The sequence below is a fragment of the Paracoccus sp. UBA5162 genome (genome assembly GCF_002413585.1).
Classification (GTDB): Bacteria; Pseudomonadota; Alphaproteobacteria; order Rhodobacterales; family Rhodobacteraceae; genus Paracoccus.
Window position 1 is genome coordinate 50,809 of record NZ_DHXG01000045.1, and the last position, 13,122, is coordinate 63,930.

13 protein-coding genes are annotated in these 13,122 nt (G+C 67.3%); 8 read left to right on the top strand and 5 right to left on the bottom strand.

The features are described 5' to 3' along the window. Window positions 1-639: argininosuccinate synthase domain-containing protein (locus tag B4A72_RS06230; RefSeq protein WP_292978239.1), on the bottom strand; the 639-nt coding region annotated here is incomplete at its 3' end. Between the two features lie 114 nt (window positions 640-753). Here B4A72_RS06230 and ilvA point away from each other — a divergent pair. Together ilvA and B4A72_RS06240 are read left to right on the top strand one after the other, a co-directional pair. After that, window positions 754-2,001: a threonine ammonia-lyase IlvA gene (ilvA, locus tag B4A72_RS06235; protein WP_292957701.1), complete on the top strand. Its 1,248-nt coding sequence runs from the start codon at window positions 754-756 to the stop codon at window positions 1,999-2,001. Between the two features lie 93 nt (window positions 2,002-2,094). Then, window positions 2,095-3,390: a PP2C family protein-serine/threonine phosphatase gene (locus tag B4A72_RS06240; protein WP_292957704.1), complete on the top strand. Its 1,296-nt coding sequence runs from the start codon at window positions 2,095-2,097 to the stop codon at window positions 3,388-3,390. A 7-nt stretch (window positions 3,391-3,397) separates the two neighbouring features. On the opposite strand, the gene B4A72_RS06245 is transcribed toward B4A72_RS06240, so the two are convergent. Then, entirely contained in the window at window positions 3,398-3,856 is a 459-nt protein-coding gene (locus B4A72_RS06245; protein WP_292957969.1) for an NUDIX hydrolase, read from the bottom strand. Between the two features lie 158 nt (window positions 3,857-4,014). Here B4A72_RS06245 and B4A72_RS06250 point away from each other — a divergent pair, with 158 nt between their 5' ends. The 6 genes from B4A72_RS06250 to B4A72_RS06275 all read left to right on the top strand — a co-directional run bounded on the left by B4A72_RS06250 (window position 4,015) and on the right by B4A72_RS06275 (window position 10,431). Next, window positions 4,015-5,049, top strand: coding sequence for an Hsp33 family molecular chaperone HslO (locus B4A72_RS06250; RefSeq protein ID WP_292957707.1), 1,035 nt, complete (start codon window positions 4,015-4,017; stop codon window positions 5,047-5,049). Continuing rightward, window positions 5,046-5,636, top strand: coding sequence for an NUDIX hydrolase (locus B4A72_RS06255; protein ID WP_292957710.1), 591 nt, complete (start codon window positions 5,046-5,048; stop codon window positions 5,634-5,636). Before B4A72_RS06250 ends, B4A72_RS06255 begins: the two co-directional genes overlap by 4 nt. Continuing rightward, complete coding sequence (locus B4A72_RS06260; RefSeq protein ID WP_292957713.1) at window positions 5,633-6,793, top strand: CCA tRNA nucleotidyltransferase; 1,161 nt, start codon at window positions 5,633-5,635, stop codon at window positions 6,791-6,793. Before B4A72_RS06255 ends, B4A72_RS06260 begins: the two co-directional genes overlap by 4 nt. Continuing rightward, a complete protein-coding gene (locus B4A72_RS06265; protein WP_292978240.1) occupies window positions 6,790-8,634 on the top strand; it encodes an ABC transporter ATP-binding protein in 1,845 nt (614 codons plus the stop codon). Before B4A72_RS06260 ends, B4A72_RS06265 begins: the two co-directional genes overlap by 4 nt. Beyond that, window positions 8,631-9,854: a class I SAM-dependent RNA methyltransferase gene (locus B4A72_RS06270; RefSeq protein WP_292957719.1), complete on the top strand. Its 1,224-nt coding sequence runs from the start codon at window positions 8,631-8,633 to the stop codon at window positions 9,852-9,854. The genes B4A72_RS06265 and B4A72_RS06270 overlap by 4 nt, the downstream gene beginning before the upstream one ends. A 61-nt stretch (window positions 9,855-9,915) precedes the next feature. Beyond that, the gene (locus tag B4A72_RS06275; RefSeq protein WP_292957721.1) at window positions 9,916-10,431 is read left to right on the top strand and encodes a L,D-transpeptidase family protein; all 516 of its coding nucleotides are present in this window, start codon (window positions 9,916-9,918) and stop codon (window positions 10,429-10,431) included. A gap of 37 nt (window positions 10,432-10,468) precedes the next feature. Here B4A72_RS06275 and B4A72_RS06280 read toward each other — a convergent pair whose 3' ends face one another. The 3 genes from B4A72_RS06280 to B4A72_RS06290 all read right to left on the bottom strand — a co-directional run bounded on the left by B4A72_RS06280 (window position 10,469) and on the right by B4A72_RS06290 (window position 13,121). Beyond that, window positions 10,469-10,984 carry a CAP domain-containing protein gene (locus B4A72_RS06280; protein ID WP_292957724.1) on the bottom strand — a complete coding sequence of 172 codons (516 nt, stop codon included), beginning with the start codon at window positions 10,982-10,984 and terminating at the stop codon, window positions 10,469-10,471. A 257-nt stretch (window positions 10,985-11,241) separates the two neighbouring features. Beyond that, a complete protein-coding gene (gene hemH, locus B4A72_RS06285) occupies window positions 11,242-12,282 on the bottom strand; it encodes a ferrochelatase (protein WP_292957727.1) in 1,041 nt (346 codons plus the stop codon). Beyond that, window positions 12,279-13,121, bottom strand: coding sequence for a methyltransferase domain-containing protein (locus tag B4A72_RS06290; RefSeq protein ID WP_414692492.1), 843 nt, complete (start codon window positions 13,119-13,121; stop codon window positions 12,279-12,281). Before B4A72_RS06290 ends, hemH begins: the two co-directional genes overlap by 4 nt. Between the last annotated feature and the right edge of the window lies 1 nt (window position 13,122).

The window sequence follows — 13,122 nt, forward strand, 5'->3', positions numbered from 1 at the left end:
GACGGTGCGCTGGTAGACGTGATCCCCGGCCTCCTGGGCCGGATCTTCCAGCGCCTTGCCCTCGCTGCTGGTATGCAGCAGGTTCGCGTCCACGCTGAACGGCGCCTCTCCGCGCTTGTCCCTGGCGATGGGAATCTGGTTCTGTTCGGCGAATTCGATCAGCTTCGTGCGGCTGGTCAGTTCCCATTCCCGCCACGGCGCGATCACCCGGATCGCCGGATCCAGGGCATAGGCCGACAATTCGAACCGCACCTGATCATTGCCCTTGCCGGTCGCGCCGTGGGCCACGGCATCGGCGCCATGCTGATCGGCCAGTTCGACCAGCCGCTTGGAAATCAGCGGCCGCGCGATCGAGGTGCCCAGCAGATACAGCCCCTCATAGACCGCATTGGCGCGGAACATCGGAAAGACGAAATCGCGCACGAATTCCTCGCGCAGGTCCTCGATATGGATGTTTTCCGGCGCGATGCCCAGCATCTCGGCCTTTCGGCGCGCGGGCTCCAGTTCCTCGCCCTGGCCCAGATCGGCGGTGAAGGTGATGACCTCGCAGCCATATTCGGTCTGCAACCATTTCAGGATGATCGAGGTATCGAGGCCCCCGGAATAGGCGAGGACGACTTTCTTCGGCGCGTCGGACATGGCGGACCCCTTTCGAATTGCCGAGGCGGGAATACGGTCAATCGGCGCTGCTCACAAGGGCCGCAGGGGTCATTGCCCTTGCCAAGTCCGCGCTTTCGCGGCATGGGCGGCTGCATGGAAAACTTTGTCGCCTCCGTCAGGGCTGCCGAGACCGCGCTTCGCGACCTGTTCGAGCCCACGCCCCTGCAACGCAACGACCATCTGTCGGCCAAGTTCGGCGCCGACATCTGGCTGAAGCGCGAGGATCTGACACCGGTGCGCAGCTACAAGCTGCGGGGCGCCTTCAATGCCATGCGCAAGCTGGTCAGCGACAAGCCGGGCAGCAGCGCCCATTTCGTCTGCGCCAGCGCCGGCAATCACGCCCAGGGGGTGGCCTTTGCCTGCCGTCATTTCGGCGCCAGAGGCACCATCTTCATGCCGGTCACCACGCCGCAGCAGAAGATCCAGAAAACGCGGATCTTCGGCGGCGACGCGATCGAGATCGTCCTGAACGGCGATTATTTCGACCAGACGCTGGCCGCCGCGCAGGCGTTTTCGTCCCGCAACGGCGCCGCCTTCCTGTCGCCCTTCGACGCGCCCGACGTGATCGAGGGTCAGGCGACGGTCGGGCTGGAAATGCTGGAACAACTGGGCCGCGCGCCCGATCTGGTCGTGTTGCCCGTGGGCGGCGGTGGGCTGTCATCGGGCGTGACGCGCTATTTCGGGACCGAGGCGCCCGAGACGTGCTTTGCCTTTGCAGAACCGTCCGGCGGCGCCAGCCTGCAGGCCGCACTGCAAACCGGCGCACCCGTCGCCCTTCCCGCCGTGGACAGCTTCGTCGATGGCGCCGCGGTCGCCCGGATCGGCGCCCTGCCCTTCGAGATCCTGCGCCGCTTCAGCCCCGCCGATGTCCGCCTGGCCCCCGAGGATCGCATCTGCCGCACCATGCTGGAGATGCTGAACACCGAAGGCGTCGTGCTGGAACCGGCGGGCGCATTGGCCGTCGATGTGCTGCAGGATCTGGACGACATCGCGGGCAAGACGATCGTCTGCGTCTGTTCGGGCGGAAATTTCGACTTCGAGCGGTTGCCCGAGGTCAAGGAACGCGCCCAGCGCTATAGCGGCGTGAAAAAATATTTCGTTCTGCGGATGCCGCAGCGCCCCGGCGCGCTGCGCGACTTTCTGGAAATGCTGGGCCCGGACGATGACATCGCGCGATTCGAATACCTGAAGAAATCGGCGCGCAATTTCGGCTCGGTCCTGATCGGGATCGAGACGAACGAACCCGCGAACCTGACCGCGCTGAAGGCCCGGCTGGACCGGACCGGCTTTGTCTATCGCGACATCACCAATGACGAGATTCTGGCCGAACTGCTGGTATAGACGTCGCAGGCCCTGCATGATCTGCAGCATTTGACGGATTACGCCGGGCGATCTTTACCAATCATTCACGGCGGCGCGCCTAGAAGCTTGGATATGAAAGCCGAGACTCGAAAGCAGCGCAGCGTCAAGACCGCGGAATCGACCGCGGCCGGCAAGGCGCGTCTGGTCCTGCTGGTCATCGGCGATCCGGATCTGCGCCGGATGCTGGCCAGCCAGTTGCGCGATGCCGGCTATGCGGCGGTCGAGAAGACCCCGGGCGACGACATTCTGGGATGGAGCGTCGAGAACCGGCCTGACGTCGTGATCTATGACTGGATCGAGGAGGGGGGCGGAGCGCTGGACTTCTGCCGCAGCTTCCGCGCCGATCCGCGTTGCGCGCACAGCTATCTGGTGATGCTGATCCATGGCGATCCGCGCGATCAGGTCCCGCGCGGATTGCAGGCCGGGGCCAATGATTTCGTGGCCATGCCCGCGCAGGGCGCGAATGTCCTGGCCCGGCTTGCGGTCAGCGAACGGGTGCTGCGGATCGAGGCCGAGTTGCGCGCCAGCAACGATCGCCTGCAAGAGGCGCTGACATCGCTGGAACAGGCGCAGGAGGCAATCGACCGCGATCTGCGCGAGGCGCGCAAGCTGCAACAGGGTCTGGTGCGCGAACGCGGCGGCCGCTTTGGCCCGTTCGAGATGTCGTTGCTGCTGCGACCGGCCGGCCATATCGGCGGCGATCTTGTCGGCTTCTTTCCCATCGGCGAAGACCGCGTCGGAATCTATGCCCTGGACGTGTCGGGTCACGGGGTCACGGCGGCGCTGTTGACAGCGCAGCTTTCGGTGCATCTGTCGGGCTCGTCAGACCAGAATGTGGCGCTGCGGGCGGCGCAGTCGGGCAGCGATTCGGTAAGGCCCGCGGCGCTGGCGCATTTCTTCAACAACATGATGCTGGAGGAGATGTGCACCGACACCTATTTCACCATGATCTATGCCGATCTGAACCACGTCACCGGTCAGCTTCGGATTGTTCAGGCGGGCCATCCGCATCCGGTCCTGCAAAAGGGCGACGGATCGGTCCGGCTGCTGGGCCGGGGCGGGATGCCGGTCGGCGTCTTCGAGGAACCGGTCTTCGACGAGGTGGACGTGATGCTGGATCCCGGCGATCGGCTGCTGATCACCTCGGACGGGATTACCGAGGCGTCGAACCCGGCCGGACGCCTGCTGGGCGATGACGGGCTGGAGGCGATCATGCGCACCAACGCCTTTCTGGGCGGCCATTCCTTCCTCGAGGCCATGGCCTGGTCGGTCTCGCAATATGCGGGCGGCGAAAGGCCCGACGACATGTCGGCGGTGCTGATCGAATATCTGGGACCGGCAAAGCCGTTGAACCTGCCCGCGCGCTGATCCGGCCCTAGCCGTGCGCTTTCAGCCAGCGCGACAGGATTGCGCGCGCGCCGGGATCGGCCAGCAGGTCGGCCGCAACGGCGGGGCGGACCCAATGCGCGCTGTGGCCGGGTTCGGATGGCGGACCCAGGCGCCGGATCGGACGGGCCAGCCAGATTTCGCATAGTTTCTCGGCATGAAGATCATGGTCGGGCATATAGGCGAAACGGCGATAGGCAGACAGGAAACGCGGACCCGCGATGGTCCAGCCGGTCTCTTCGCCGACTTCGCGGTGCAGCGCCCTGACCGGGCTTTCGCCCGGATCGATACCGCCACCCGGCAACTGGAATTCCGGCACCGGTGCCTGCTGATGGGTCAGCAACAGCCACCCGTCCCGGATCAGGATCGCATAGGCCCCGGGCCGCCTGCGCCAGCCGTGGCCGATGCGCGATGCGGGACGGGGCGGCGGGCCGTAGCGCGGGATCATCAAATGCCTCATCTGCTGCGGCTTCTCTCTAGCGCGGCGGGGCGCGCGGCGAAAGCCGATGCGCCCTGGCTCTTGGGATCGGCGGCGAATGGATTATATTGGGCGGCGAAACCGCCTGCGCCGCGCCGCGGGCCAGACTGAATTTTCAGGGACCCGCCATGAGCATGATCAACCAGATCGCCTGGGACGATACAGTCCTGCCCTTCCAGCTTGACCGCTCCTCGATCCGGGGCCGGGTGGCACGGCTGGACGGCGTGCTGGATCACATCCTGTCGCGCCACGACTATCCCGCCCCGGTCAGTGCCCTGGTGGCGGAACTGGCCCTGCTGACCGCGCTGATCGGCCCCACCATCAAGTTGCGCTGGAAGCTGAGCCTGCAGGTCCGGGGCAATGGCGCCGTGCGCACCATCGCCGCCGATTTTTATGCGCCCGCCTCGCAGGACGAACCCGCGCGCATCCGCGCCTGGGCCAGTTTCGATGCCGACAGGCTGGACGCGAGCGAGCCGTTTGCCCAGATCGGCGAGGGTTATTTCGCCATCCTCATCGACCAGGGCCAGGGCACGCATCCCTATCAGGGCATCACGCCGCTGGCCGGGGGATCGCTGTCAGCCTGCGCGCAGACCTATTTTGCCCAGTCCGAACAATTGCCGTCGCGGTTCGCGCTGGCCAGCGGCCATTCGCAACTGACCGGCGAGCCGGCGCATTGGCGCGCCGGCGGCGTGATGTTGCAGACCCTGCCCGCACAGCCGATGGATGCCGGAAAGGGCGGCAGTGGCGAAGGCGGGCTGATCGAGGCCGCCGACATCCTGCAGGGCGGCGAATCCGAGGATTGGAACCGTGCCAACCTGCTGCTGGACACGGTCGAGACGCTGGAACTGATCGGTCCCCGCGTCGGTCCGACCGACCTGCTTCTGCGCCTGTTCCACGAGGAAGCTCCGCGCGTCTTCGATGCGCAGAGGGTGGAATTCGGCTGCTCCTGCACCGCGGGCCGGGTGCGCGACACCCTGTCGATCTATTCGGCCAAGGACATCGCGCACATGACCACCGACGAGGGGATCGTCACCGCCGATTGCCAGTTCTGCGGCGCGCATTACGAATTCGATCCGAATTCGCTGGGTTTCGAGGCGACGTTGGATGCCGAGGGCAATCCCATCGACCCCGATGACGATGCTCAGAACAGGGCGGCCGAGTGACCGGCGGCTGGTCCGAGGACCGGCTGCGGCGGGCCCTGTCGATTCCGGCGGGGCCCAGTTCGGACTATGACCTGAACGCCGATCCGGCCCCCGAGACCGCGTTGCGGCCGGCCGGCGTTCTGGCTGCCTTCCACGAGGATGACGGGCGTATCCTGATGACCAAGCGCGCATCGGGGTTGCGCCATCATCCGGGCCAGATCGCGCTGCCGGGCGGCAAGGTCGATCCCGGCGATACCGACGAGACCGCGGCCGCGCTGCGCGAGGCCCGCGAGGAAGTCGGCCTTGATCCCGCGCAGATCGATCTGATCGGCACGCTTCCGCCGCACCGGACCGTGACCGGATTTGCCATGACTGCGGTGCTGGCCGTGATCCGCGGCCCCTTCACACCCATTGCGGAGCCCGGCGAAGTCGAAGAGGTCTTTTCGCTGCCCTTCGCCCATATCGCCGACCCCGCCCATTACCGCATCGAGGGACGGCGCTGGCGCGGCGGCTGGCGATACTATTACGTGGCGCCCTATGGACCCTATTACCTGTGGGGCGCGACGGCGCGGGTGCTGCTGCAACTGGCGCGCAGGATGGCGGCGTGACCCGCCTGCCCGCCGACATCCTGCGCGATCCGGCGCTGATCGCGGTGCTTGACGCCATCGAGGCCGGCGGCCATCGCGCCCTGCTGGTCGGCGGGGCGGTGCGCAACGCGCTGCTGGCCTGTCCGGTCGAGGATATCGACATCGCCACGGATGCCCGTCCCGACGACGTGATGCGGCTGGTGCGGGCAGCCGGGTTGAAGGCCGTGCCGACCGGGATCGACCATGGCACGATCACAGTGGTCTCGGACACGCGCGGCTTCGAGGTGACGACCTTTCGCCACGATCTCGAAACCGACGGCCGCCACGCGGTCGTGGCCTTCTCGGACGATCTGGCCGAGGATGCGCGGCGGCGTGATTTCACCATCAACGCGCTTTATGCCGGCCGCGACGGGAAGGTCGTCGACCCGGTGGGCGGCCTGCCCGATCTGGCGGCGCGGCGGCTGCGCTTCGTGGGCCAGGCACAGGCCCGGATTCGCGAGGATTACCTGCGCATCCTGCGGTTTTTCCGCTTCCTGGCCTGGTATGGGCGTGACGCGAACCCCGAGGCCGTCGCCGCCTGCAGCGCGCTGAAGGATGGTCTGGCGCGGATCGCGCGCGAACGGATCGGGGCCGAGATGAAAAAGCTGCTGGCCGCGTCCGATCCCGCGCCCGCGATGGCGCTGATGGCCGAAACCGGCGTTCTGGCGCGGATCCTGCCCGCCGCGACCGTCGATGACCTGCCTGCGCTGATCGCCGCCGAAGGCCCGCGCCCGCCCTCGTGGCGGCGCCGTCTGGCCTGCCTGGCTGATCGCAACAGCGCCGATCTGCTGCGCCTGTCGCGCGACGAGGCCAGGGCACAGCAGGTTTTGCGCGGGGCGCTGGATGCCGGGTGGTCGCTGAACGAGGCGGGCTACCGGCTGGGCTTCGAGGCTGCCACCGATTGCGCGCTGATCCGGGCCGCTCGGGGGCAGGAGCTGCCGCAGGACTGGGAGACGCGACTGGCCGAAGCCGCGTCGGCGCGGTTCCCGATTTCTGCCGACGACCTGATGCCGCGGCTTCGCGGACCGGCGCTTGGACGCGGAATGCGCGCCGCCGAGGCGGCCTGGATCGCGGCCGATTTCGTCATGCCCGCGCCCGCGCTGATCGACATCGCCCTGCTGGCCGGAGAGCGGTCATGAGCCTGCACCGCCGCCTGGGCCGCCTGATCGATGCCTTTCGGCCCGCCGCCGGGCCGCCGCCCGACCGGCTGCTGGCCTTTTTCGGCTGGTGCCTGTCGGGTGCATGGCGGGGACTGTCACTGGCGGCCCTCGCATCGGCGCTTGGCGGGCTGGCGGACGTTGTGGCGGCGATCCTTCTGGGCCGCGTCGTCGATGCGGTGACGCAGGGCGTCCCCGAAAGGTTGTGGGTTGACAACGGATTGCTGATCGCGGCCTTCGTGGGGTTCTTCCTGCTGCTGCGGCCGGTGATCTTCGGCATCTCGACCGCGACCTCAAGCGTGATCGTGGGTCCCAACGTGCTGCCGCTGGTCCTGTCGCGGCTGCATCGCTGGACGATGGGCCATTCGGTCACCTTCTTTGACAACGATTTCGCCGGGCGGCTGGCCCAGAAACAGATGCAGACCGCCCGCGCCGTCACCGATGTCGCGACCGAGATGGTCAACGTGGTGGCCTTCGCGCTGGCCTCGGTTCTGGGTTCGGCGGCGTTTCTTGTCAGCGTCGATGGCTGGGGCGCTGCGGCGCTGATCGTCTGGCTGGCGGCCTATTTCGGGCTGATCCGTTTTTTCCTGCCCCGCATCCGGGCGCGGTCGGGCGCGCGCGCATCGGCTCGTGCCATGGTGACCGGGCAGGTCGTCGACACGATCACCAACATCAAGACCGTCAAGCTGTTCGCCCATGCCGAACACGAGGATCGCGCGGCGCTTGGCGCGATGGCCGGGTTCCGTGAACGCGCACTGGATTTCGGCATCGTCAGCAGCAGCTTCCGGCTGTCGCTGATGGTGATCGCGGGGGTCTTGCCGGTGATCCTGGTCGGCGGTTCGATCCTTCTGTGGCGGCAGGGCCTGGCCACGCCCGGCGATATCGCGGCAGCCGGTGCGATCGCCATGCGGCTGAGCCAGATGACCGGTTGGGTCAGCATGGCGCTGATGGGCATCTGGGGCAGCGTCGGCGAGGTCGAGGACGGGATGCGCACCCTGTCGCCGCCCCACGACCTGAAGGACGCCCCGAACGCGATCGCGCTGGACCGCGTGCAGGGCCGCGTGGATTTCGACGCGGTGGGCTTTGCCTATGGCCGCGATCTGGGCGGCTTGCAGGACGTCGATCTGCATATCCGGCCGGGCGAGAAGATCGGCATCGTCGGCGCCTCGGGCGCGGGGAAATCGACGCTGGTGGCGCTGCTGCTGCGGCTCTACGATGTCGAACGCGGGGCGATCCGGATCGACCGGCACGACCTGCGCGGCGTGACCCAGGAAAGCCTGCGCCGGCAGGTGGCGATGGTCACGCAGGAAACGGCGATGTTCAACCGGTCCGCGCGCGACAACATCCTCTATGGCCGCCCCGGCGCCACGCAGGCCGATATCGAGACGGCGGCCCGCGCGGCCGAAGCGCATGATTTCATCCTGACGCTGGAAGATCACGCCGGCCGCAAGGGATATGACGCGCATCTGGGCGAACGCGGCGTCAAGCTGTCGGGCGGGCAGCGCCAGCGAATCGCGCTGGCCCGCGCCTTTCTGAAGGACGCGCCGATCCTGGTGCTGGACGAGGCGACCAGCGCCCTGGACAGCGAGGTCGAGGCGCAGGTGCAACAGGCATTGTCGCGCGCCATGCGCGGCAAGACCGTCCTTGCCATCGCGCATCGGCTGTCCACCATCGCCCAGCTAGACCGGATCGTGGTCATGGATGCGGGCCGGATCGTGGAACAGGGCAGCCATGACGATCTGCTCGCCCTTGGCGGGCTCTACGCGCGATACTGGAACCGGCAATCGGGCGGCTTTCTGGGCACCCGGGAGGCGGCCGAGTGAGCCTGTGGACCATCGGGCGGCTGGGACGGCGCGGCGACGGGGTGGCGGTCGGCGACCGGGGCCGGGCGCTGGCGCCGCTGACCCTGCCGGGCGAGGTGATCGAGGGCGAGGCCACGGATGGCCGCATCAGCGCGCCCCGGATCGTGACGCCCTCGGCCGATCGGGTGCGCCCTGCCTGCGCCCATTATCGCACCTGCGGCGGCTGTTCGCTGATGCATGCCAGCCAGGGCTTCACGGCCGGCTGGAAACGGCAGGTGGTCGAAACGGCGCTGGCGGCGCGCGGATTGCCGGCGCCGATCCAGGGCATCCATGTGTCGCCGCCGCGTTCGCGCAGGCGCGCGGTGCTGTCGGGTCGGCGCAGCAAGAAGGGCGCGCTGGTGGGATTTCATGCGCGCGCCTCGGACGTGATCGTCGATCTGGCCGATTGCCATGTGCTGCGGCCCCGGATCACCGCCGCGCTGCCGCTGTTGCGGCGGATCGTGGCCGCGGGCGCCTCGCGCATGGGCGAGGTGACGATCAACGTGATTGATGGGCCTGCCGGTCTGGATGTCGCGGTCGCGGGCGGCAAACCGATGCAGGCCGAGCTTTTCGCCGCCCTCGCCGCGCTGGCAGCCGAGGGCGACCTGGCGCGGCTGGATTGGGACGGGCAGACGATCACGCGCCGGTCGCCGGCCGTGCCGATGGGCCGGGCCAAGGTGGTGCCGCCGCCCGCCGCCTTTCTGCAAGCGACCGAAGAGGGCGAAGCCGCCCTGGCGGCCGCGGTGCACGATTTTACGCGCGGCGCGCGCCATGTCGCGGACCTGTTCGCCGGCTGCGGGACATTCTCGCTGCGTCTGGCCGAAAGCGCGCAGGTCCATGCGGTCGAGGGGCTGGGCGCCCCGCTGGCCGCGCTGGACGCGGCATGGCGCGCCACGCCCGGCCTGCAGCGCGTCACGACCGAGATTCGCGATTTGGCGCGCAATCCCCTTCTGGCCGATGAAGTGTCACGCTTTGACGCAATCGTGATCGATCCGCCCCGCGCCGGGGCTGCGGCGCAGGCACGCGAAATCGCGGCTTCGCGGGTCGGGCGACTGGCCCTTGTTGCCTGCGATCCGGTCAATTTTGCCCGCGATGCGCGGATTCTGGCCGATGGCGGTTTCAGTTTGACCCGGCTTCTGATCGTCGATCAGTTCCGCTGGTCGCCCCATATCGAAACCGCGGCCGAATTCGTCAGGCGCTAGGCAAGGACCCGGTCTTCATGCTATGTCAGGGCCATAAAAACGATAAAATGCAGAGGCAGTGATGTATCGAGCAAACCGGCGCGTGATGGCGCTGTCGCTGCTGGCCTTTCTGGGGGCCTGCGGCAGCAAGAACACGAAATTCAAGACCTATAGCGGCCCTCCGGTGACTCAGGTCGTCATAAACAAGGGGCAGCGGCGGTTGTATCTTTTGAACAACCAGACCGTGCTGAAATCCTATGACATCGGGCTGGGCAACGAGCCTGTCGGCGACAAGCAGTTCGAGGGCGACGGCAAGACGCCCGAGGGGACATATTTCATCGACCGTTTCAATCCGCGCAGCCGGTATTATCTGTCCGTCGGCATGTCCTATCCCAATGCCGAGGATACCGCCTATGCGGAAAAGATGGGCCGCAAGCCGGGTGGCGACATCTTCATCCACGGATGGGGGCCCGAAGGCAGGGTCCTGGCGCCCAAGAAGCGCGACTGGACTGCCGGCTGCATCGCCGTGAAGGACAACGAGATCGAGGATATCTATGCGATGCTGCGTCCCGGCACGCCGATCGTTATCAATCCCTGACCGATAGCCGCCTGACCTGCCTGCTGTCGCGGCGCCCTCAGGTGCCGCTGATCAGCGTCCACCAGATCTTGCCCGAGGGTTCCTGATACCAGGCGAATCCCAGGCTGGTCGCGGTCGGATCCATGATCACGTCGCGCGTGTCGCGCGTCTGCATCCAGGCGTTCAGCGTCTGGATGTCGTTTTCATAGCTTTCGGAAATGTTCTCGCCCACCAGCTGGCCGGAATAGCCCTGCCGCCTGACCCGCTCCAGCGGCGACGAGCCGTCCGAGCCCCAGTGCCAGGCGCGGTTCTGCGCCGCCATGTCGCGCGAATGGGCCAGCGCCGCCGCGGTCAGTTGCGGGTTCATCCGCATCGCGGGCGCGGCGATATTGCCGCGCAGGGTGTTTATCTGCTGCAAGACGCGGGCCGGAATTGCCTGCGCCTCGCGGGCGTCGATCATCGAGGCTGCGGGCACAGGCTGACCGTCCGGTCCCGGTTGCGACGGGCTGGTGATCGGCGCGCAGGCCGACAGCGCAACCAGTGCGCCCAAGGCCAGCAGCGTGAATTTGGTCATCGTCGCCATCCTTCCTGACGGTTTCGTGCGCAGGTGTAGCGAAGGCGGCGAAGCGCCACAAACGCAAGTTTGCGTGAAACCGGGGCGCTGTGGCTTCGATGCCGATTGACGGCGGTCCGTTCGGCGCGAATCGTCCGACCGGCGCGGCCCGTCCCGCATCCCTGCGGGGGCCGGGCCAGGCCGCAAGCCAGGCCACAAGCCAGGATGGCCGCCGCGCCGGCTCTGCCCGGCTCTGGCCCGGGGCGCCGCGCGACGGCCTAGACCCAGCCCCCGATATTGTCGCGGATCACGCCCATCATCACCTCGATATGGGCCGGATCGTCGTTCAGGCAGGGGATATAGGCAAAGTCCTTGCCGCCCGCATGTTCGAAACTTTCGCGGATCTCGCCATTGATCTCTTCCAGCGTCTCGATGCAATCCGAGGCGAAGGCGGGCGAGATGACGGCAATGTCGCTGACCCCGGACCGCGCCAGTTCGGCGACATGTTCGACGGTATAGGGACGCAACCATTCCTCGGGACCGAAGACGGACTGGAAACTGGTATCGATGATCCCATCCTCCCAGCCGAGGGCCTGTTGCAGCAGGCGCGAGGTCTTCTGGCACTGGCAATGATAGGGATCGCCTTCCAGAAGATAGCGTTTCGGCATCCCGTGATAGGACGCGACCAGCCTGCCCGGCTTGCGGTCGCCCAGCGTATGGCGGACCGAGGCGGCCAGCGCCTGAACATAGTCGGGCCGGTCGAAATAGGGATCGCAGGTGCGCACCGAGGGCTGCCATTTCTGCGCCATCAACGCGCGGAAAAGCTGGTCATTCGCAGTGGCCGAGGTCGCGCCCGCATAATGCGGATAGAGCGGCAGGAACACGATCCGGCGGCAGCCCGCCTTGACCATCCGGTCCAGCACCTCCTGCGTCGAGGGATTGCCATAGCGCATGCAGAAATCGACCATCACCCGATCGCCCCATTCCTCGGCGGCGCGCGCGGCCAGGGCCGCCGTCTGATCGCGGGTGATTGTCATCAGCGGGCTTTCGTTCCGCTCCTCGTTCCAGATCAGCTTGTAATTCTTCCCCGAGGTGAAGGGCCGTCTGGTCAGGATGATGCCCTGCAACAACGGCTGCCATTTCCACGCCGGATAGTCGATCACCCGCCTGTCCGACAGGAATTCGTTCAGATAGCGGCGCATGGACCAGTAATCATGGCCGTCGGGCGTGCCCAGATTGGCGATCAGGATGCCGGTTCTGGGTTGCTGGATCGGGGGGTGGTCGGCGGGGGCATTCGCTGGCGCGGCGGCTTGCGTCATGTCTTGGTCCTGATCTCGTTCAGCGCATCGGCAAGGCGGGTCGTGGCCGAGCCGGGTCGCAGCGGTCTTGGTTGCGTCTCGGACGGGGCCCACCCGGTCAGAAAGACCAGATCGAAGGTGGTCGCGATACGGGACGGATCGTCGCGGTCGGGGTGATGTTCGGCCATGATCGCGGCGGCGCGGGCAAAGATTGTGGCCCGCGTCGGACGGCGCAGGCGCGCCGCCATGGCATTACCCTCGCCCATGGCGCGCAAATCATGGGCAAGATGGATCAGATCGCGGTAGGAGGCGCGCTGACTGACCAGATCGGCGACCGGCAGCGCCAGCCCGGCCCGCGACAGCAACGCCCCCATGTCGCGGATCTCGCCCATCGGCAGGATGCGGGGCGACAGGCCGCCAGTGACTTCGGCCTCGGCCTGGGCCAGTGCGGCGCGAACCTCGTGCAGGGTCTGGCCGCCGAGACAGGCGGCGATGAACAGACCGTCGGGCGCCAGCGCGCGGCGGCATTGCACCATCTGGCCGACCGGATCCTCGGCCCAGTGCAGCGCCATGGCGTGGATCACCAGATCATGCGCGCCCTGGGCCAGATCCAGGACCGGATCATCGGCCACGACCTGCGCCCCGGGGATCAGTTCGCGCCACAGAGGGCCAAATCCGGTCACGACGACGGGTTGCGTAAACCTTCTGTTAATCTCGGCCAGCCTATCCTCGATTTCGGCGGCCGCGAGGCGGTGCAGCACGTCGACATGGCCGGACCGGACCGCGCGATCACGCTGGCGCAGCAAGGCTACGCGGTCGGTCAGGCCCTGGGGGGCCGGCGCGGGATCGGAGAGGGTCATC

What these genes read in the sequence shown, in the direction of transcription:
- B4A72_RS06275 (WP_292957721.1), top strand. Translation starts at nt 9,916, where the DNA reads ATGTATCGAGCAAACCGGCGCGTGATGGCGCTGTCGCTGCTGGCCTTT.
- B4A72_RS06290 (WP_414692492.1), bottom strand. Translation starts at nt 13,121, where the DNA reads ATGACCCTCTCCGATCCCGCGCCGGCCCCCCAGGGCCTGACCGACCGC.
- B4A72_RS06280 (WP_292957724.1), bottom strand. Translation starts at nt 10,984, where the DNA reads ATGACCAAATTCACGCTGCTGGCCTTGGGCGCACTGGTTGCGCTGTCG.
- B4A72_RS06250 (WP_292957707.1), top strand. Translation starts at nt 4,015, where the DNA reads ATGAGCATGATCAACCAGATCGCCTGGGACGATACAGTCCTGCCCTTC.
- B4A72_RS06265 (WP_292978240.1), top strand. Translation starts at nt 6,790, where the DNA reads ATGAGCCTGCACCGCCGCCTGGGCCGCCTGATCGATGCCTTTCGGCCC.
- ilvA (WP_292957701.1), top strand. Translation starts at nt 754, where the DNA reads ATGGAAAACTTTGTCGCCTCCGTCAGGGCTGCCGAGACCGCGCTTCGC.
- B4A72_RS06240 (WP_292957704.1), top strand. Translation starts at nt 2,095, where the DNA reads ATGAAAGCCGAGACTCGAAAGCAGCGCAGCGTCAAGACCGCGGAATCG.
- hemH (WP_292957727.1), bottom strand. Translation starts at nt 12,282, where the DNA reads ATGACGCAAGCCGCCGCGCCAGCGAATGCCCCCGCCGACCACCCCCCG.
- B4A72_RS06245 (WP_292957969.1), bottom strand. Translation starts at nt 3,856, where the DNA reads ATGATCCCGCGCTACGGCCCGCCGCCCCGTCCCGCATCGCGCATCGGC.